Source organism: Diaphorobacter oryzae DSM 22780, assembly GCF_059568935.1.
In genome coordinates this window covers 41,507-57,874 of record NZ_JCANUL010000007.1, presented here as the reverse complement: position 1 = coordinate 57,874, position 16,368 = coordinate 41,507, and the positions used below count along the sequence as shown (strand labels likewise).

Annotated in this window: 16 protein-coding genes; 2 read left to right on the top strand and 14 right to left on the bottom strand. The window is 70.2% G+C overall.

Going from position 1 to position 16,368, the window contains the following annotated elements; translation table 11 throughout:
• Positions 1-49: 49 nt before the first annotated feature.
• The gene (locus tag BP68_RS12480; RefSeq protein WP_496372197.1) at positions 50-721 is read left to right on the top strand and encodes a TetR/AcrR family transcriptional regulator; all 672 of its coding nucleotides are present in this window, start codon (positions 50-52) and stop codon (positions 719-721) included.
• Here the strand turns inward: BP68_RS12480 and BP68_RS12475 are convergent.
• Positions 718-1,494 carry a type III pantothenate kinase gene (locus tag BP68_RS12475; protein ID WP_496372195.1) on the bottom strand — a complete coding sequence of 259 codons (777 nt, stop codon included), beginning with the start codon at positions 1,492-1,494 and terminating at the stop codon, positions 718-720. The genes BP68_RS12480 and BP68_RS12475 overlap by 4 nt on opposite strands.
• 164 nt (positions 1,495-1,658) lie before the next feature.
• Here BP68_RS12475 and lysM point away from each other — a divergent pair, with 164 nt between their 5' ends.
• Entirely contained in the window at positions 1,659-2,147 is a 489-nt protein-coding gene (gene lysM, locus BP68_RS12470; protein ID WP_496372193.1) for a peptidoglycan-binding protein LysM, read from the top strand.
• Positions 2,148-2,230: 83 nt separating this feature from the next.
• Here the strand turns inward: lysM and BP68_RS12465 are convergent, their stop codons facing one another.
• The 13 genes from BP68_RS12465 to fabA form a co-directional block, all read right to left on the bottom strand.
• Positions 2,231-2,638, bottom strand: a complete 408-nt coding sequence (locus BP68_RS12465; RefSeq protein ID WP_496372191.1) for a rhodanese-like domain-containing protein — start codon at positions 2,636-2,638, stop codon at positions 2,231-2,233.
• 85 nt (positions 2,639-2,723) lie between these two features.
• Positions 2,724-3,632: a M48 family metallopeptidase gene (locus tag BP68_RS12460; RefSeq protein WP_496372189.1), complete on the bottom strand. Its 909-nt coding sequence runs from the start codon at positions 3,630-3,632 to the stop codon at positions 2,724-2,726.
• Positions 3,633-3,634: 2 nt separating this feature from the next.
• Positions 3,635-4,408: a lysophospholipid acyltransferase family protein gene (locus BP68_RS12455; protein WP_496372187.1), complete on the bottom strand. Its 774-nt coding sequence runs from the start codon at positions 4,406-4,408 to the stop codon at positions 3,635-3,637.
• An 85-nt stretch (positions 4,409-4,493) separates the two neighbouring features.
• Positions 4,494-5,069, bottom strand: coding sequence for a D-glycero-beta-D-manno-heptose 1,7-bisphosphate 7-phosphatase (gene gmhB, locus BP68_RS12450; RefSeq protein ID WP_496372185.1), 576 nt, complete (start codon positions 5,067-5,069; stop codon positions 4,494-4,496).
• Between the two features lie 8 nt (positions 5,070-5,077).
• Positions 5,078-5,698, bottom strand: a complete 621-nt coding sequence (locus tag BP68_RS12445) for a hypothetical protein (RefSeq protein ID WP_496372183.1) — start codon at positions 5,696-5,698, stop codon at positions 5,078-5,080.
• Positions 5,699-5,717: 19 nt separating this feature from the next.
• Complete coding sequence (gene glyS / locus BP68_RS12440; RefSeq protein ID WP_496372181.1) at positions 5,718-7,886, bottom strand: glycine--tRNA ligase subunit beta; 2,169 nt, start codon at positions 7,884-7,886, stop codon at positions 5,718-5,720.
• Between the two features lie 17 nt (positions 7,887-7,903).
• Positions 7,904-8,842: a glycine--tRNA ligase subunit alpha gene (gene glyQ, locus BP68_RS12435; RefSeq protein ID WP_496372179.1), complete on the bottom strand. Its 939-nt coding sequence runs from the start codon at positions 8,840-8,842 to the stop codon at positions 7,904-7,906.
• 148 nt (positions 8,843-8,990) lie between these two features.
• Positions 8,991-10,388 carry a dihydrolipoyl dehydrogenase gene (gene lpdA / locus BP68_RS12430; RefSeq protein ID WP_496372177.1) on the bottom strand — a complete coding sequence of 466 codons (1,398 nt, stop codon included), beginning with the start codon at positions 10,386-10,388 and terminating at the stop codon, positions 8,991-8,993.
• A 175-nt stretch (positions 10,389-10,563) separates the two neighbouring features.
• Entirely contained in the window at positions 10,564-11,871 is a 1,308-nt protein-coding gene (locus tag BP68_RS12425) for a dihydrolipoamide acetyltransferase family protein (protein ID WP_496372175.1), read from the bottom strand.
• Between the two features lies 1 nt (position 11,872).
• Entirely contained in the window at positions 11,873-12,883 is a 1,011-nt protein-coding gene (locus BP68_RS12420) for an alpha-ketoacid dehydrogenase subunit beta (protein ID WP_496372441.1), read from the bottom strand.
• 71 nt (positions 12,884-12,954) lie between these two features.
• Entirely contained in the window at positions 12,955-14,196 is a 1,242-nt protein-coding gene (locus tag BP68_RS12415) for a 3-methyl-2-oxobutanoate dehydrogenase (2-methylpropanoyl-transferring) subunit alpha (protein ID WP_496372173.1), read from the bottom strand.
• Positions 14,197-14,503: 307 nt separating this feature from the next.
• Positions 14,504-15,724: a beta-ketoacyl-ACP synthase I gene (gene fabB / locus BP68_RS12410; protein WP_496372171.1), complete on the bottom strand. Its 1,221-nt coding sequence runs from the start codon at positions 15,722-15,724 to the stop codon at positions 14,504-14,506.
• A complete protein-coding gene (fabA, locus tag BP68_RS12405) occupies positions 15,721-16,245 on the bottom strand; it encodes a bifunctional 3-hydroxydecanoyl-ACP dehydratase/trans-2-decenoyl-ACP isomerase (protein WP_496372169.1) in 525 nt (174 codons plus the stop codon). The genes fabB and fabA overlap by 4 nt, the downstream gene beginning before the upstream one ends.
• Positions 16,246-16,368: the final 123 nt, after the last annotated feature.

Genomic DNA, 16,368 nt, shown 5'->3' with positions numbered 1-16,368 from the left:
CAGCCAACGGCCACCGGCCACCGGCCACGACGATGGGAGGAGACAGCCCATGGCGAAAAAAGCACCACGCCGCACCGCCGAGCGCATCCTGGAGGCGAGCCTGGCGCTGTTCAACCGCTTCGGCGAGCCCAATGTCTCCACCACGGCCATCGCCGCGGAACTGCACATCAGCCCCGGCAACCTCTACTACCACTACCCGGCCAAGGACGAGATCGTCAACGCCCTGTTCGCGCACTACGACGAGGCGCTGGGTGGCCTGCTGCGGGCCGGCGACGACGTGGCCGACGTGGAGGACGCGTGGTTCTTCCTGCACACGCTGTTCGAGCTGATCTGGCAGTACCGCTTCTTCTACCGCGACCTCAACGACCTGCTGTCGCGCAACCGCCGGCTGGAAACGCAGTTTCTGGCGGCCCTGCAGTCCAAGACCGCGGCCATGCGCCAGTTGCTGGCAGGCATGCGCCGCAGCGGTGCGCTGCGCATGGAGCACGTGGACGAGGCGCAGACCACGGCCACCAGCATGGTGGTGGTGCTGACCTACTGGCTCAGCTTCGAATACGTGCGCGACCCGCGCCGCGCCATGGAGCCCGAAAGCGCCCAGGCCGCGCTGCTGCGCGGCGCGCGCCATGTGCTGGGCCTGCTCGCGCCCTACCTGGAGCCCGCGCAGCGCGCGCACCTGGCGCGCCTGGCCGGCGCCTATGCCGCGGTCGAGGGCAGCGCCTAAGCCACCGCGGCCGCGAAGCGGCGCGAGGCGATTTCCAGCAAGCCGTCGAAGATCAGGTTCTCCACCAGATCGAACGGGCGCGTCATGCTGGGCGCCATCTTCCAGCCCGCGCCGCCCGTCATCATGCAGGCCGGCTCCTGGCCGCAGTGCTGCAGCAGGTGCTGGTACATGCGCTCCACCGCGCCGGCGATGGCATAGGTGCCGCCGCTGGTCAGCGCGTCGCTGGTGTTGGACGGAAACAGCCGCACCTCGCCCGTGGGCACATGCAGGCCCGCCGTGCCCGTCTCCAGCGCGCGCAGCATGATGCCGTGGCCCGGCAGGATCAGGCCGCCCAGGAAGCGCCCCTCTGCGTCCAGCGCCTCCACGGTGACGGCCGTGCCCACCATCACCACGATCAGCGGCCGCGCCGGCCCCTGGGCTAGCATGCGGTGGCGCGCGCCGATCATGGCCACCCAGCGGTCGGCGCCCAGGCGCGTGGGGTGGTCGTAGCCATTGACCACGCCGGCCTCCTCGGCCGATGGCACGACCCAGCGCGCCGGCACGTCCCACAGCTCCATCTGCTCGGCCACGCGGCGCTTGGCCGCATCGCCCGCCACCACGCAGCCCAGCATGTGCTGGGGCGCGGGCAAGCCCGCCCAGGCGCCTTCGGCCAGGCGCTCGATATGGTCCAGGAATTCAACGCCATGGGCGCGCACCGCTGCACCGGGCTGCGCTGCGTCGAACAACGCCCACTTGAGACGTGTGTTGCCCACGTCGATGGCCAGGAAAGTCATGGCGTGAATTATCCCGAGTTTTGCCGCGGGCACCCGGCGCTCGCGCAAATGCGACAAATTGTCAATGATGGTGTCGAATGCCCCGTCCGCCATGCAGCACGGGGTCGCAGCCGCTACAGTCGGCCGCTGGATCAACCGTTTCTTGCAACCAGAAGGAGAAAGCCATGGGTCTGTTCAGTTTCATCAAGGAAGCCGGCGAAAAGCTGTTCGGCGGCAAGGAGGCCCAGGCCTCGACCGCAGCGGCTCCCACGCAGGCCGAGCTCAACGCCAAGGCGGGCCAGGCCATCGAGGCCTACATCGCCACGCAGAACCTGGGCGTGAGCGGGCTGCAGGTGAACTTCGAGGGGCCCGAGGGCAAGGTCACGGTCCAGGGCGTGGCCCCCACGCAGGCGGCCAAGGAGAAGGTGACCCTGTGCTGCGGCAACGTGGCCAGCGTGACCAGCGTGGACAACCAGATGTCCGTCACCCACCCCGAGCCCGAGGCCCAGTACCACGACGTGGTGCGCGGCGACACGCTGTCGGCCATCGCCAAGAAGTTCTATGGCAATGCCAACAAGTACCCGGTGATCTTCGAGGCCAACAAGCCCATGCTGAGCCACCCCGACAAGATCTACCCCGGCCAGAAGCTGCGCATTCCTCCGCTGGCCGAGTAAACCGGCGGCATCAGTAGCCAAAACGGCTGCCAGCGCTTGACACACAAGCGCTGGCAGCTATTTTTTTGGTAGCTTATTGCGACTCAGCCCTGGCGCCAGGGCAGGCCGTGGAAGCGCCAGCCGCCACAGCGGTTGCGCTGGCCGTTCTCGTCGGGGGCGCCCTCGAAGCCTTCGAGGATGTTGTAGGCCGCGATGCCCAGTTCGGTCGCGCGCCGGGCGGCCGCCACCGAACGCACGCCGCTGCGGCACAGCAGCACCACCTTGCCGCCGGGCGGCACGGCCGCGCGGATCTGCGCGTCGAAGTCCGGGTTCAGCGCCATGCCCGGCCACTGCTTCCAGGCCACGGCCACGGCGCCGGGCACGAAGCCCACCCAGTCGCGCTCGGCATCGGTGCGCACATCCACCAGCACGGCCTCGCCGGCCTGCATCCATTGCCAGGCCAGCTGCGGGCTCACGTCGCCCGCGTAGCCGTCCGCGGGGTAAGGGGTCATGGTCATCATGGCCGCATTGTCCGCTGCCGCGGGAGCCTGGTGCAACCCGATCCCGCGACGACCACGCCGGGGGTGGGCCCCGCCCCTAGTCCCAGGGCGGCGCGGGCTGCTCGCGCAGGCTGCGGCGCAGCGCGGCGTAGTCGGGCACCACGCTGCCCACCGTGTCCCAAAAGCGCGGGCTGTGGTCCATCACGCGCAGGTGGGACAGCTCGTGCGCCACCACGTAGTCAATGATGGCCGGGCGGTAATGCATGAGGCGCCAGTTCAGGCAGATGGAGCCGTCGGCGCGCGCGCTGCCCCAGCGCGTGGCGGCGCTGGACAGGCGCAGCCGCGTCCAGCGCACGCCCAGCAGCGGCGCGAAGTGGTCCAGCCGCGCGGTGAAGCGCCGGCGCGCGTCGCGCATCAGCCAGGCCTGCACGGCGTCGCGCACCTGGGCGGGCGTGGCGCTGCGCGCCAGGGCAATGTGCAGCTCGCGCCCCTGCGGCTGTTCCACCAGCGCGCCGCCGCCCACGAAGCGGTGCGCGGGGTCCAGCACCACCGTCAGCGGCTCGCCCAGGTAGGGCAGCACGGCCCGGTCGCCCCAGGCGATGCGCGCCGCCTCCAGCCGGTCGCGGCGCGCGCCCTGCTCGCCCAGCTTGCGCACGATCCAGTCGGCCTTGTCCTGCAGCGCGGCGTCCACCGCGCCCAGCGTGACCCAGGCGGGCGCGCGCACGGCCAGGCCGTCCGGCCCCACGGTGAAGCCGATGCTGCGCCGGCGCGCGCGCTGCAGCACATAGGCCACCCGCGCATCCCCCAGCAGCGCTTCGCGGTTGGCCTGCGGGTGGCGGAAGATGGCGGGCGCCAGCAGATCGCCCAGGGGCACTGGTTTTGCTATTTTTTTAGTAGCTACTGGCGCTTGATGGACGGGCGCCACTGGCTGTTTTGGCCGAATATCGGCGGCGGGCGCGGACCCTCCGCCCAGAAAGTCCAGCGCCAGCTGCACCAGCCGCTGCATGCTCAGTGCGACGTGGCCGCGTCCGCCGCCGGCGGGGCGGCGGGGTAGGCGTCGGGGTCGAGCCGGCGCATCTCGCCCTCGATCCAGGCCTCGACCTCGCGCATCAGCTCGTCGGGCTTGCGCCCCTCGGTGGGGATGGGCCGGCCGACGGATACATGCACCACCCCCGGGCGCTTGATGAAGGCCTTGCGCGGCCAGACCGTGGCCGAGGTGACGGCGATGGGCACCACGGGCACGCCGCCGTCGATGGCCAGGCGCGTGCCGCCGCTCTTGTAGTCGCCCTTCTCGCCGCGCGCGGTGCGCGTGCCCTCGGGGAACATGATGACCCAGGTGCCCTTGGCCAGCAGACGGCGGCCCTGCTGCAGCACCTTGGCGAACGCGCGCGCGCGCTGGCCGCGGTCGATGTGGATCATGTCCAGGCTGCCGATGGACCAGCCGAAGAAGGGCACGCGCAGCAGCTCCTTCTTGAACACGTAGGCCAGGGGGTGGGGCATGATGGCCGGCATGAGAAAGGTCTCGTAGGTGGACTGGTGCTTGACCAGCAGCACCGCGCCCTGCCGCTCGCCCTGGGGCAGATGCTCCATGCCCGTGATCTGCGTGCGGATGCCCAGCAGCCAGCGCGCGGAGTCGATGCACAGCGCCAGCCAGGCGCGCGCCACGCGGTAGCGCGCCGCGGGGCTGCCGCCCAGCAGGCGCACCAGCAGGATGGCGCAGGTGTAGGGGATGACGGTGACGAACATCACCAGCAGATGGAGGATGGAGCGGATCAGGGCCATGTACGGATCGGTCTCAAGTGTTTTATGCCGCCTGCGCCCTATGGTAAAGCGCCAACAGCTATTAATTAAATAGCAAACTGCGCTCTCACAGCGCCACGGGCAGCCCCGCCCCGTCCTGCGGCGCCACGGCATCGGCCAGCGCGCCCAGGCTGGCGTGCGCGCGCGTGCCCGGCGGCCAGCCCGGCGGCAGGGGCTGGCGCGCATCCAGGTGCGCCGAGCGGCCCGTGCAGACCATGTGGAGCTGCGCGCCCAGTTCGCTGGCGGCCTGCAGGTGGGCCGGGCAGCTGCCGACCACCAGGATCTCGTCGCCCTCCGCGCCGTAGCGGTCGCGGATCTGCTCCATGAGCCCCGGGGCCGGCATGCGGCAGTTGCACTGCTCGCCCTCGGCGTGCGGGCAGTAGAACACCGCGTCGATGCGCCCGCCGAGCGTGGCCAGCTGGCGGTGCATCTTGGCGTGGATGGCCACCAGCGTCTGCGCGTCGAACAGGCCGCGGCCCAGGCCCGGCTGGTTGGTGGCCACCACCACATGCCAGCCCGCATGGTTCAGGCGCGCCACGGCCTCCAGCGCGCCGGGCAGCGGCACCCAGTCGGCCGGCGAGGCGATGAAGCCGTCGCCCAGGGCGTTGAGGGTTCCGTCGCGGTCCAGGATGGCGAGTTTCATGGCGGCGATTATCGAAGCAAAGGGCCGGCGGCCTCGACCGTCTCCCAGCCCGTGACGAAGCGCCCGCCCAGCCGCCCCTGCGCCCAGTGCAGGCGCAGCTGCTGGCCGGCGTGCAGCCGGGCCGCCGCGGGGTCGTCGATCAGCACCTGCTGCGGCGCCGCCGCCGGCCCCGCCGCGCCCAGGCGCAGCACCAGCAGCGTGCCGCCGGGCCCGCGCGCCGTGGGCGGCTGAAAGCGGCTGCCCAGCACCTCGGCCGCCACGGGTGGCTGCGGCTGCAGCGCGCGCAGATTCAGGTGGCGCCCCAGCAGCGCGGCGCAGGCCGTCAGGCACAGCAGCACCCAGGCCGCGGCCAGCGCGCGCCGCACGGGACGGGCGCCGAAGCGCCGCCGCACCAGCCAGCCCAGGGCCAGCAGCACCAGCAGGCCCGCCGTGCCCCAGCCCAGGGGGCGCAGCCAGCCCAGCGGGTCCTGCACGCCCTCGAAGGGCGCCAGCGGCCAGGCCGGCGGCGCCGCGGCGCGGTCCGCCAACCAGGTCAGCACACAGCGCAGGCCGACGACGGCCGCCAGCGGCGCGAACAGCAGCCAGGCCGTGCGCTGCCGCTGCACCCCGGGGGCTGCGGGCAAGGTCATGGGGTTGCGGCGCGCCCGCTCAGACGGCCAGGCGCGAGAGGTCCGCCACGCGGTTCATGGCCAGGTGCAGGGTCTTGAGCAGGCCCTGGCGGTTCAGGCGCAGGTCCAGCTCCTCGGCGTTGACCATCACGTCGTCGAAGAACGCGTCCACGGGCGCGCGCAGCACGGCCAGGGTCTGCAGGCTGGCGGTGTAGTCGCCGCGCTCGAACTGGGCGTTGGCCTCGGGCACGAAGCGCTGCAGCGCGGCGTACAGGTCCTTCTCGGCCTGCTCGCGCAGCAGCCCCTCGTTCACATGCGCGTCCACCTCGCCCGCCTTCTTCAGGATGTTGGTCACGCGCTTGTTGGCCGCGGCCAGGGCCGGTGCCTCTTCCAGCGTGGCGAAGGCGCGCACGGCCTCCAGCTGGCGAGGCACCAGGGCCAGGCGCTGCGGGCGCAGGGCGATGACGGCATCCACCTCCTGGGCGCTGTAGCCCTGCTCGCGCAGGGAACCGGCCAGGCGGTCGTAGATGAAGTCGGCGAGCTGGGCGCTGGCGTCCTCGATCTTGTCGCCGAAGGCCGGCACGGCGCTGGCGAGCATCGCCTCCAGGTCCAGCGGCAGCTCCTTCTCGACCAGCATACGGATCACGCCCAGCGCGTGGCGGCGCAGCGCGAAGGGGTCACGGTCGCCCGTGGGCAGGTTGCCGATGCCGAACATGCCCACCAGGGTTTCCAGCTTGTCGGCCAGGGCCACGACCACGCCCACGTTCTCGCGCGGCAGCGCGTCGCCGGCGAAGCGCGGCTTGTAGTGGTCCTCGATGGCGTGGGCCACCTCGTCGGGCAGGCCGTCGTTGACGGCGTAGTAGCCGCCCATGATGCCCTGCAGCTCGGGGAACTCGCCCACCATGTCGGTCACCAGGTCGGTCTTGGCCAGCAGCGCGGCGTTGTCCACGCAGGTCAGCAGGTAGTCCTGGGCGATCTCGCCGTCGTGCGAGTCCAGCGCCGGGTTGTCCTGGGCAATGGCGTTAAACAGCGGGGTGGCAATGGCCTTGGCGATGGCGCGCACGCGCTCCACGCGCTCGCCCTGCGTGCCCAGCTTGTTGTGGTAGACCACCTTGGCCAGCTGCTCCACACGGCTGACCAGGGTCTTCTTGCGGTCCTGGTCGAAGAAGAACTTGGCGTCGGCCAGGCGCGGGCGCACCACGCGCTCGTTGCCCTGGGTGACGGCGCTCGCGTCCTGCGGGCTGATGTTGCTGACCACCAGGAACTGGTGGGTGAGCTTGCCCTCGGCGTCCAGCAGCGGGAAGTACTTCTGGTTGGCCTTCATGGTCAGGATCAGGCATTCCTGCGGCACGGCGAGGAACTCCTTCTCGAATTCGCAGACCAGCACGTTGGGGCGCTCGACCAGGGCCGTCACCTCGTCCAGCAGGGCCTCATCCTCGATCGGCCGCACGCCGCCGCCCACCCGGTCGGCCGCCGCCTGCAGCTGGCGCGCGATCTCGGCGCGGCGCTCTGCGAAGCTGGCGATCACCGCGCCCTCCTGGCGCAGCTGGTCGGCATAGCTGTCGGCGCTCTGGAGCAGCACCGGGTCCACGCTGGCTTCGAAACGGTGGCCGTGCGTGGTGTTGCCGGCCGTCAGGCCCAGGGCCTGCACGCCGACCAGCACCTGCGTGCCATGCAGCGCCACCAGGCCATGGGCGGGGCGCACGAAGTGCACGCTGGTCCAGCCGTCCTGCAGCTGGTAGCGCATCACCTTGGGGATGGGCAGCAGGCGGATCGCCTCGTCCAGGGCCTTTTGCAGGCCATCGGCCAGCTGCGCTCCCTTGGCCGTGCTCTCGTAGAACAGCACCTCGGCCTTGCCGTCGTTCACGCGCTGCAGGCCCGCCACGGCCGACGCATCGGCGCCCAGCGCGGCCAGCTTCTTGAGCAGCGCCGGCGTGGCCTGGCCGCTCGCGTCCAGGCCCACGGCCACGGGCATGAGCTTTTGCGACACGGCCTTGTCGGCGGCCGCGGGCAGCACCTCGGTGATGTGCGCGGCCAGGCGGCGCGGCGAGGCATAGGCCGTGAGGCGCGCGCCCGGCGACGCCAGGCCCTGGGCCTGGAGCTGCTCCAGCAGCACGCCGGCGAAGGCATCGCCCAGTTTCTGCAGCGCCTTAGGCGGCAGTTCTTCCACAAACAGTTCAACCAGCAGGTTGGAGGATGGTGCGGTCATGGTGTTCTCTCGCCTGCTCAGGCAGCCTTTTTGTTCTGTTGTTCCGCCGCCTTGGCCAGCTCGGCCAGCACTTCGTCGGCGTGCGCCTTGGGCGCCATGGGAAAGCCCAGGCGTGCACGGCTGTCCAGGTAGCTCTTGCCCACGGCACGCGCCAGGTTGCGGATGCGGCCGATGTAGGCGGCGCGCTCGGTCACCGAGATGGCGCCGCGCGCATCCAGCAGGTTGAAGGTGTGCGCGGCCTTGAGCACCTGCTCGTAGGCCGGCAGCGCCAGCTGCTCGGCCATCAGGTGTTGGGCCTGCTTCTCGTGCGCACCGAAAGCGGTGAACAAGAAGTCGGCGTCGGAATGCTCGAAGTTGTAGGTGGACTGCTCCACCTCGTTCTGGTGGTACACGTCGCCGTAGCTCAGGCCGTCGGTCCAGGTCAGGTTGTAGACGTTGTCCACGCCCTGCAGGTACATGGCCAGGCGCTCCAGGCCGTAGGTGATCTCGCCCGTGGCGGGCTTGCAGTCGATGCCGGCCACCTGCTGGAAGTAGGTGAACTGCGTCACCTCCATGCCGTTGAGCCAGACCTCCCAGCCCAGGCCCCAGGCGCCGAGCGTGGGGTTCTCCCAGTCGTCCTCGACGAAGCGGATGTCGTTCTTCTTCAGGTCGAAGCCCAGCGCCTCCAGGCTGCCCAGATACAGCTCCAGGATGTTGTCCGGCGCCGGCTTGAGCACCACCTGGTACTGGTAGTAGTGCTGCAGGCGGTTGGGGTTGTTGCCGTAGCGGCCGTCCTTGGGACGGCGGCTGGGCTGCACATAGGCGGCCTTCCAGGGCTCGGGGCCCAGCGCTCTCAAAAACGTAGCTGTATGCGACGTACCGGCGCCCACTTCCATGTCATAGGGCTGCAGTAGCGCGCAGCCCTGGTCGGCCCAGTAGGACTGCAGTTTGAGGATGATTTGTTGAAAAGTCAGCATGGCGGGAGATCCGTTGGGGCGGGCGGCAACGCGCGCGCGAACCGGACATTCTAGGTGCTGCTTCCGCCGGAGGCGGCCGTGCGGCCGCTGCGAGGGCCGCGCCCCGTCCCACAGCGCGGCGCTGCGGGACGGGGTGTTCCTCCCTCTGTCAGATATGCAGCGCCTGCCCCAACGCACGCAGCGCGGCCTCCTGCACCGCCTCGCCCAGCGTGGGGTGGGCGTGGATGGTGTGGGCCACGTCCTCCAGCCGCGCGCCCATCTCGATGGACTGGCCGAAGGCGGCCGCCAGCTCGGCCACGCCCTGGCCCACGGCCTGCCAGCCGAGGATCAGGTGGTTGTCCTTGCGCGCGACCACGCGCACGAAGCCGCCGGCGGCCTCCAGCGTCATGGCGCGGCCGTTGGCGGCGAAGGGGAAGGCGGCGTCGATGCACTCCAGCCCGGCGGCGCGCGCCTCAGCCGGCGTACGGCCGACGACCACGACCTCGGGGTCGGTGAAGCACACGGCGGGGATCGCCATGGGTTCGAAGCGGCGGTTGTGGCCCGCGACCTGCTCGGCCACGCATTCGCCCTGGGCCATGGCGCGGTGCGCCAGCATGGGCTCGCCGGTCACATCGCCAATCGCCCAGACATTGCGCATCGAGGTGCGGCAGTGCGCGTCGATGGCCACGTGACGCCCGGCCATGTCCAGTTGCAGCGATTCCAGGCCAAAGCCGCCGGTGCGCGGGCGGCGGCCCACGGCCACCAGCACGCGGTCGGCCGGCAGGGCGAACTCGTCGGCGCGGGCGTTGCGCACGTGCACGCCTTGGCTGCCGTCCCAGCCCTGCACGCTGCAGCCCAGGTGCAGCACCACGCCGCTTTTCTTGAGCGATTCGAGCACCGGCTGCGTCAGCTCCTCGTCGTAGCTGGGCAGCACGCGCTGCGCGGCCTCGACCACGGTGACCTCCACACCCAGCTTGCGGTAGGCGATGCCCAGCTCCAGCCCGATGTAGCCGGCGCCCACCACCACCAGGCGGCGCGGCAGCACGTCGGGCGAGAGCGCGTCGGTGGACGACCAGATGGCGCCGCCGAACGGCATGCTGGGCAGCGCCACGGGCTCGGAGCCCGTGGCCAGCAGCAGATGCTCGCAGCGCACGCGCACGGCCTCGCTGCCCTCGCCCGCCCGCACGGTGACGGTCTTGCCGTCCTCGATCTGCGCCCAGCCCTTGAGCACCTGCACGCCCGCCTTGCGCAGCAGGCCGCCGACGCCGCCCGTCAGGCGCTGGACGATGCCGTCCTTCCAGCGCACGGTCTGGGCAATGTCGATGGCCGGGTTTTGCACGCGGATGCCGGTGGCCGAGCCGCCTGCCTGCTGGCGGGCGCGCTCGAACTCCTGGGCCGCGTGGATCAGCGCCTTGGAGGGAATGCAGCCGATGTTCAGGCAGGTGCCGCCCAGGCTGCCCCCTTCGACCAGCACGGTGGGAATGCCCAGTTGCCCCGCGCGGATGGCGGCCACGTAGCCGCCCGGGCCGCCGCCGATGACCAGCAGCTTTGTTGAGAGTTCTTTCATATCAGTTGCTCTATCGCGCTGTGCGCCGCCCGCAGACCGTAAACCGCAAAGGAGCCAATGGCCGCGGAGCAGGCCAGGCCAGCGGACGCCGTGGAGCGGGCTTTGCCCGGCCACTGGCGTCGTTCCCCTTGAGGGGGAAGGCGCCGAAGGCGACTCAGGGGGTGTTTCATGTCATTCACTCCACGAACAGCAGGGCCGGGGTTTCGAGCAGGGCGCGCATGGCCTGGATGAAGCGCGCCGCGTCCATGCCGTCCACCACGCGGTGGTCGAAGGACGAGGACAGGTTCATGAGCTGGCGCGCCACCACCTGCCCGTTGCTGAACATGGGCCGCTCCACCATGCGGTTGACGCCGACGATGGCGACCTCCGGGTGGTTGATGACCGGCGTGCTGGCGATGCCGCCGAGCGCCCCGAGGCTGGTCAGCGTGATGGTGGAGCCGGAGAGTTCCTCGCGCGCCGCCTTGCCGGTGCGCGCCCCATCGGCCACGCGGGCGATGGCCGCGGCGCAGCCCCACAGGTCCAGCCCCTCGGCGTGGCGCAGCACGGGCACCATCAGGCCGGCGTCGGTCTGCGTGGCCACGCCCAGGTGCACGGCCTCGTAGCGCGTGACGGTGCCGGCCTCGTCGTCGTAGCGGGCGTTGATCTGCGGGAAGTCGCGCAGGGCCAGCACCATGGCGCGGACCAGGAAGGGCAGCAGCGTGAGCTTGCCGCGCGTGGCGCCGTGCAGTTGGTTCAGGCGCTGGCGCAACTGCTCCAGCTCGGTCACGTCGATTTCCTCGACGTAGCTGAGGTGCGGGATGCGGCGCTTGGCCTCCTGCATCTTCTGCGCGATCTTGCGGCGCAGGCCGATGACGGGGATCTGCTCCTCGCCGTGACGCTCCACGTACTGCGAGCCGCCCGGGGCCCCCGGCTGGCCGGCGCCGGCCGCGTAGGCGTCCAGGTCCTCGTGGCGGATCTGCCCGGCCGGGCCGCTGCCGTGCACGAAGCGCAGGTCGATGCCCCGGTCCTGCGCCAGGCGGCGCACGGCGGGCGAGGCCAGCGGGCGCTCGCCCGGGCTGCGCGCCACAGCGGCGCGGGTCGCGGCGGCGCGGACCGGCGCGGAGAGCGGCGGCGCTGCCTGCACGGGCACGGCAGGCGCAGATACAGGCACCGCTGCAGTTGGCACTTTTGCTACCGATTCGATAGCTGCTGGCGCTTGACTGGCGGTCTCAGGAGCCTGATTTTCCTTCCAATTTCCTTCGCCCTCGACCTCCAGCCGCACCAGCTCGGCGCCCACGGCCAGCACCTGTCCCACGGCGCCGCCCAGGGCCAGCACCTTGCCGTGCACGTGCGCGGGGATCTCCACCGTGGCCTTGTCGGTCATCACGTCGGCGATCGGCTGGTCTTCGGCCACCACGTCGCCCGGCTGTACATGCCAGGCCACCAGTTCCACCTCGGCAATGCCCTCACCGATGTCGGGCATGCGGATCACGTAAATACCCATGTCATGCCTCCTTGCCGACAGCGCGCTTCAAGGCCGCACCCACGCGGGCGGGGCCGGGGAAGTAGTCCCATTCCTGGGCGTGCGGATAGGGCGTGTCCCAGCCCGTCACGCGCTCGATGGGCGCCTCCAGGTGCCAGAAGCAGTGCTCCTGCACCAGCGCCACCAGCTCGGCGCCGAAGCCGCTGGTGCGCGTGGCCTCGTGCACCACGACGCAGCGGCCGGTCTTCTTGACCGAGTTGACGATGGTCTCCAGGTCCAGCGGCCAGATGGAGCGCAGGTCGATGACCTCGGCGTCCACGCCGGCCTCGCGCGCGGCGCACTCGGCCACCCAGACCATGGTGCCGTAGGTCAGCACCGTGACCTCCTTGCCGGGGCGAAAGACCGCCGCGCTGTCCAGCGGCACGCGGTAGTAGCCCTCGGGCACCCGCCCCAGCTCATGCTTGGACCAGGGCACGACCGGGCGGTCGTGGTGGCCGTCGAACGGGCCGTTGTACAGGCGCTTGGGCTCCAGGAAGATGACCGGGTCCTCGCACTCGATGGAGGCGATCAGCAGGCCCTTGGCGTCGTAGGGGTTGCTGGGCATCACCGTGCGCAGGCCGCAGACGTGGGTGAAGAACGCCTCGGGGCTCTGGCTGTGCGTCTGCCCGCCGTAGATGCCGCCGCCGCAGGGCATGCGGATGGTCATGGGCGCGGTGAAGTCGCCGTTGGAGCGGTGCCGCATGCGCGCCGCCTCGGACACGATCTGGTCCGTGGCCGGATAGAAGTAGTCGGCGAACTGGATCTCGACCACGGGCTTCAGGCCATAGGCCGCCATGCCGATGGCCGTGCCGACGATGCCGCCCTCGGAGATCGGCGCGTCGAAGCAGCGGGTCTTGCCGTACTTGGCCTGCAGGCCTTCGGTGACGCGGAACACGCCGCCGAAGTAGCCCACGTCCTGGCCGTAGACGATGACGTTGTCGTCGCGCGCCATCATCACGTCCATGCCCGAGCGCAGGGCCTGGATCATGGTCATGGGCACACTGCCCTCGGGGGCCTGCGCGGCCTGGGCGACGGTGGTAGGAATTGCGGTGTTTGCCATGGCCCTTACACCCCCATCTGCTGGCGCTGCCGGCGCAGGTGCTCCGGCATCTCGTGATAGACCCCCTCGAAGATGGTCGCGGCACTGGCGGCGCGGCCCTCCAGCAAGGTGCCGTGGCGCTCGGCCTCGCGCTCGGCGGCCAGCACCTCGGCCTCCAGTTCCTTGTGCGCGGCGGCGTGCTGCTCCTCGGTCCATTCGCCGATGGCGATCAGGTGCTGTTTCAGGCGCGCTATCGGGTCGCCCAGGGGGAAGCGCTGCCAGTCGTCGGCCGGGCGGTACTTGCTCGGGTCGTCCGAGGTGGAGTGCGGGCCGGCGCGGTAGGTCTCCCACTCGATCAGCGTCGGGCCGTTATTGGCGCGGGCGCGCTCGGCCGCCCAGCGCGAGGCGGCGTACACGGCCAGGAAGTCGTTGCCGTCCACGCGCAGCGAGGCGACGCCCACGCCCACGCCGCGCTGTGCGAAGGTCGTGCCCTCGCCGCCGGCAATCGACTGGAAGGTGGAAATCGCCCACTGGTTGTTGACCACGTTGATGATCACCGGCGCGCGGTACACATGGGCGAAGGTCAGCGCGGTGTGGAAGTCGGCCTCGGCCGTGGCGCCATCGCCGATCCAGGCGGAGGCGATCTTCGTGTCGCCCTTGATCGCGCTGGCCATGGCCCAGCCCACGGCCTGGATGACCTGCGTGGCCAGGTTGCCCGAGATGGAGAAGAAGCCCGCGCGCTTGTACGAGTACATGACGGGCAGCTGCCGGCCCTTGAGCGGGTCGCCCTCGTTGCTCATCAGCTGGCAGATCAGTTCGGACATGGGCACGTCGTCGCGCGACAGCAGCAGGCCCTGCTGGCGGTAGGTGGGAAAGCACATGTCGCCCTCGGCCAGCGCCTGCGCGTGCGCCACGGCGATCGCCTCCTCGCCCAGGCATTGCATATAGAACGACAGCTTCTTCTTGCGCTGCGCCATCAGCATGCGGGCGTCGAAGATGCGCGTCTTCATCATGGCGCGCAGGCCGCGGCGCAGCCGCTCGGGGTGGATGGCCGGCGCCCAGGGGCCCACGGCGCGGCCCTCTTCGTCCAGCACGCGCACCAGGCTGGTCGCCAGGTCGGCCGTGTCGGCGGCGGGGGTGTCGGTGGGGGGTCTGCGCACCTCGCCGGCAGGCGAGACGGAGAGATAGGAAAAGTCGGTGCTGCAGCCCGGCCGCCCAGTGGGCTCGGGCACATGCAGCCGCAAGGGGGCTGTGTGCGGGGTGGTCATCCACGGTCTCCTGGCGCGCGATTGTGTCGCGCGATCGTTGGGGAACAAGGACTGGAAGAAGCGCCAGATCGTGGCACCCCAGTCCCTTGAGCGCATTGGCGCTCGGAGGATTCTAGGAGGACGCGGCGTGGATGGGACTGAGGGGTTGCCCTGCGGCAGGCAGTGCGAATTTTGGATGTTTTTGGCCTCTACGCCTTACCCAACAAGCGCCAGAAGCTATCTTTTTTGAGTAACCCAATCGAAATCCCCCCATTGAGGGACAAAAAAAGAGCCCCTGGGCAGGGGCTCTTTAGCGGGCAAGGGCCGATCAGCCGCGCCAGCGCCGCAGCACCAGCGACGCATTCGTGCCGCCGAAGCCGAAGCTGTTGGACAGCACGGTGGTGAGCTGCGCGTCGCGCGTTTGCGTGACCAGGGGCATATTGCCCAGGGCCGGGTCGGGCGTTTCCACGTTGACCGAGCCGGCGATGAAGCCCTTGTTCAGCATGATCATGCAGTAGATCGCCTCCTGCACGCCCGTGGCGCCCAGCGAGTGGCCGGTCAGCGACTTGGTGCTGGAAAACGGCGGCACGGCGTCGCCGAACAGCGCCTTCATGGCGCGCACTTCCTGCATGTCGCCCACGGGCGTGGAGGTGCCATGGGTGTTGATGTAGTCGATGGGGGCGTCGAGCCCTTCCATGGCCTGCTGCATGCAGGCGATGGCGCCGTCGCCCGAGGGGGCCACCATGTCCTCGCCGTCGCTGGTGGCGCCAAAGCCCACCACTTCGGCCAGGATGGTGGCGCCGCGGGCCTGGGCATGCTCCAGGCTCTCCAGCACCACGGCACCGCCGCCGCCGGCGATCACGAAGCCGTCGCGGTTGGCGTCGTAGGCGCGCGAGGCCTTCTCGGGCGTCTCGTTGTACTTGCTGGACATGGCGCCCATGCCGTCGAACAGCAGCGACATGCCCCAGGACAGCTCCTCGCCGCCGCCGGCGAACATCACGTCCTGCATGCCCCAGGCGATCTGCTGCGCGGCCGCGCCGATGCAGTGGGCCGAGGTGGAGCAGGCCGAGGTGATGGAGTAGTTGATGCCCTTGACCTTGAAGTTGGTCGCCAGGCAGGCGGAGACGGTGGAGCTCATGCAGCGCGTGACCTGGTACGGCCCCACGCGGCGGATGCCCTTTTCGCGCAGCGTGTCGGCCGCCTCGATCTGGTTGGCCGGCGAGCCGCCGCCCGAGCCCATGATCAGGCCGGTGCGCGGGTGGCTCACCTGTTCCGGCGTCAGGCCCGACTGCGCGATGGCGTCTTCCAGCGCGATCTGGGCGTAGGCCGCGGCGTCGCCCATGAAGCGCAGCTGCTTGCGGTCGATGCGTGCCTCGATGTCGATCTCGGGCGCGCCACCCACCTGGCTGCGCAGGCCCAGCTCGGTGAACTTCGGCACGGCCTTGATGCCCGAGCGGCCCTCGCGCAGCGAGGCCTCCACGGTCTGCAGATCGTTGCCGATGCACGAGACGATGCCCGCGCCCGTGATCACCACCCGTCTCTTGGTCATGCTGCGCTTCCCTGTCCGTCGCCCTCGCGCAGGAACAGCCCCACGCGCAGGTCGTTGGCCACGTAGATTTCCTTGCCGTCGGCCAGCAGGCGCGCGTCGCCAATGGCCATGTTGAGCTTGCGCTTGATCACGCGCTTGATGTCGATCTCGTAGGTCACAAGCTTGACATCCGGCCCCACCTCGCCGGTGAACTTGACCTCGCCCGCGCCCAGGGCGCGGCCGCGACCGGGCAGGCGCAGCCAGGTCAGGTAAAAGCCGATGAGCTGCCACATGGCGTCCAGCCCCAGGCAGCCGGGCATGACCGGATCGCCCTGGAAATGGCAGGCGAAGAACCACAGGTCGGGCTTGACGTCGAGTTCGGCCACGATCTTTCCGAGCCCATGCGCACCGCCATCGCTGTCGATGTGGGTGATGCGGTCGAACATCAGCATGGGGGGCAGGGGCAGGCGCCCGCTGTCCGGCGTGAACAACCGGCCCTCGCCGGAGGCGATCAGTTGTTCGTACGAAAAGGAATCAGCCATTGTCAGTCGTGCTCCAGACGGCGCGTGCCGTCGCGGTGGTTTGTCGTCGTTGATGCTAAAACTGCGTGCGACCCGTGGCAACGGGCGGCAAAGGGTGCCTATTATCCCAGGGTCGGAGCCGGC

Excerpts from the sequence above, each read along its gene's own strand:
- gmhB (WP_496372185.1), bottom strand. The coding sequence starts at position 5,069 with ATGAAACTCGCCATCCTGGACCGCGACGGAACCCTCAACGCCCTGGGC.
- BP68_RS12465 (WP_496372191.1), bottom strand. The coding sequence starts at position 2,638 with ATGACCCCTTACCCCGCGGACGGCTACGCGGGCGACGTGAGCCCGCAG.
- lysM (WP_496372193.1), top strand. The coding sequence starts at position 1,659 with ATGGGTCTGTTCAGTTTCATCAAGGAAGCCGGCGAAAAGCTGTTCGGC.
- fabA (WP_496372169.1), bottom strand. The coding sequence starts at position 16,245 with ATGGCTGATTCCTTTTCGTACGAACAACTGATCGCCTCCGGCGAGGGC.
- BP68_RS12480 (WP_496372197.1), top strand. The coding sequence starts at position 50 with ATGGCGAAAAAAGCACCACGCCGCACCGCCGAGCGCATCCTGGAGGCG.
- BP68_RS12475 (WP_496372195.1), bottom strand. The coding sequence starts at position 1,494 with ATGACTTTCCTGGCCATCGACGTGGGCAACACACGTCTCAAGTGGGCG.
- BP68_RS12420 (WP_496372441.1), bottom strand. The coding sequence starts at position 12,883 with ATGACCATGATCCAGGCCCTGCGCTCGGGCATGGACGTGATGATGGCG.
- BP68_RS12460 (WP_496372189.1), bottom strand. The coding sequence starts at position 3,632 with ATGCAGCGGCTGGTGCAGCTGGCGCTGGACTTTCTGGGCGGAGGGTCC.
- glyS (WP_496372181.1), bottom strand. The coding sequence starts at position 7,886 with ATGACCGCACCATCCTCCAACCTGCTGGTTGAACTGTTTGTGGAAGAA.
- lpdA (WP_496372177.1), bottom strand. The coding sequence starts at position 10,388 with ATGAAAGAACTCTCAACAAAGCTGCTGGTCATCGGCGGCGGCCCGGGC.
- BP68_RS12445 (WP_496372183.1), bottom strand. The coding sequence starts at position 5,698 with ATGACCTTGCCCGCAGCCCCCGGGGTGCAGCGGCAGCGCACGGCCTGG.
- BP68_RS12425 (WP_496372175.1), bottom strand. The coding sequence starts at position 11,871 with ATGGGTATTTACGTGATCCGCATGCCCGACATCGGTGAGGGCATTGCC.
- fabB (WP_496372171.1), bottom strand. The coding sequence starts at position 15,724 with ATGACCAAGAGACGGGTGGTGATCACGGGCGCGGGCATCGTCTCGTGC.
- glyQ (WP_496372179.1), bottom strand. The coding sequence starts at position 8,842 with ATGCTGACTTTTCAACAAATCATCCTCAAACTGCAGTCCTACTGGGCC.
- BP68_RS12455 (WP_496372187.1), bottom strand. The coding sequence starts at position 4,408 with ATGGCCCTGATCCGCTCCATCCTCCATCTGCTGGTGATGTTCGTCACC.
- BP68_RS12415 (WP_496372173.1), bottom strand. The coding sequence starts at position 14,196 with ATGACCACCCCGCACACAGCCCCCTTGCGGCTGCATGTGCCCGAGCCC.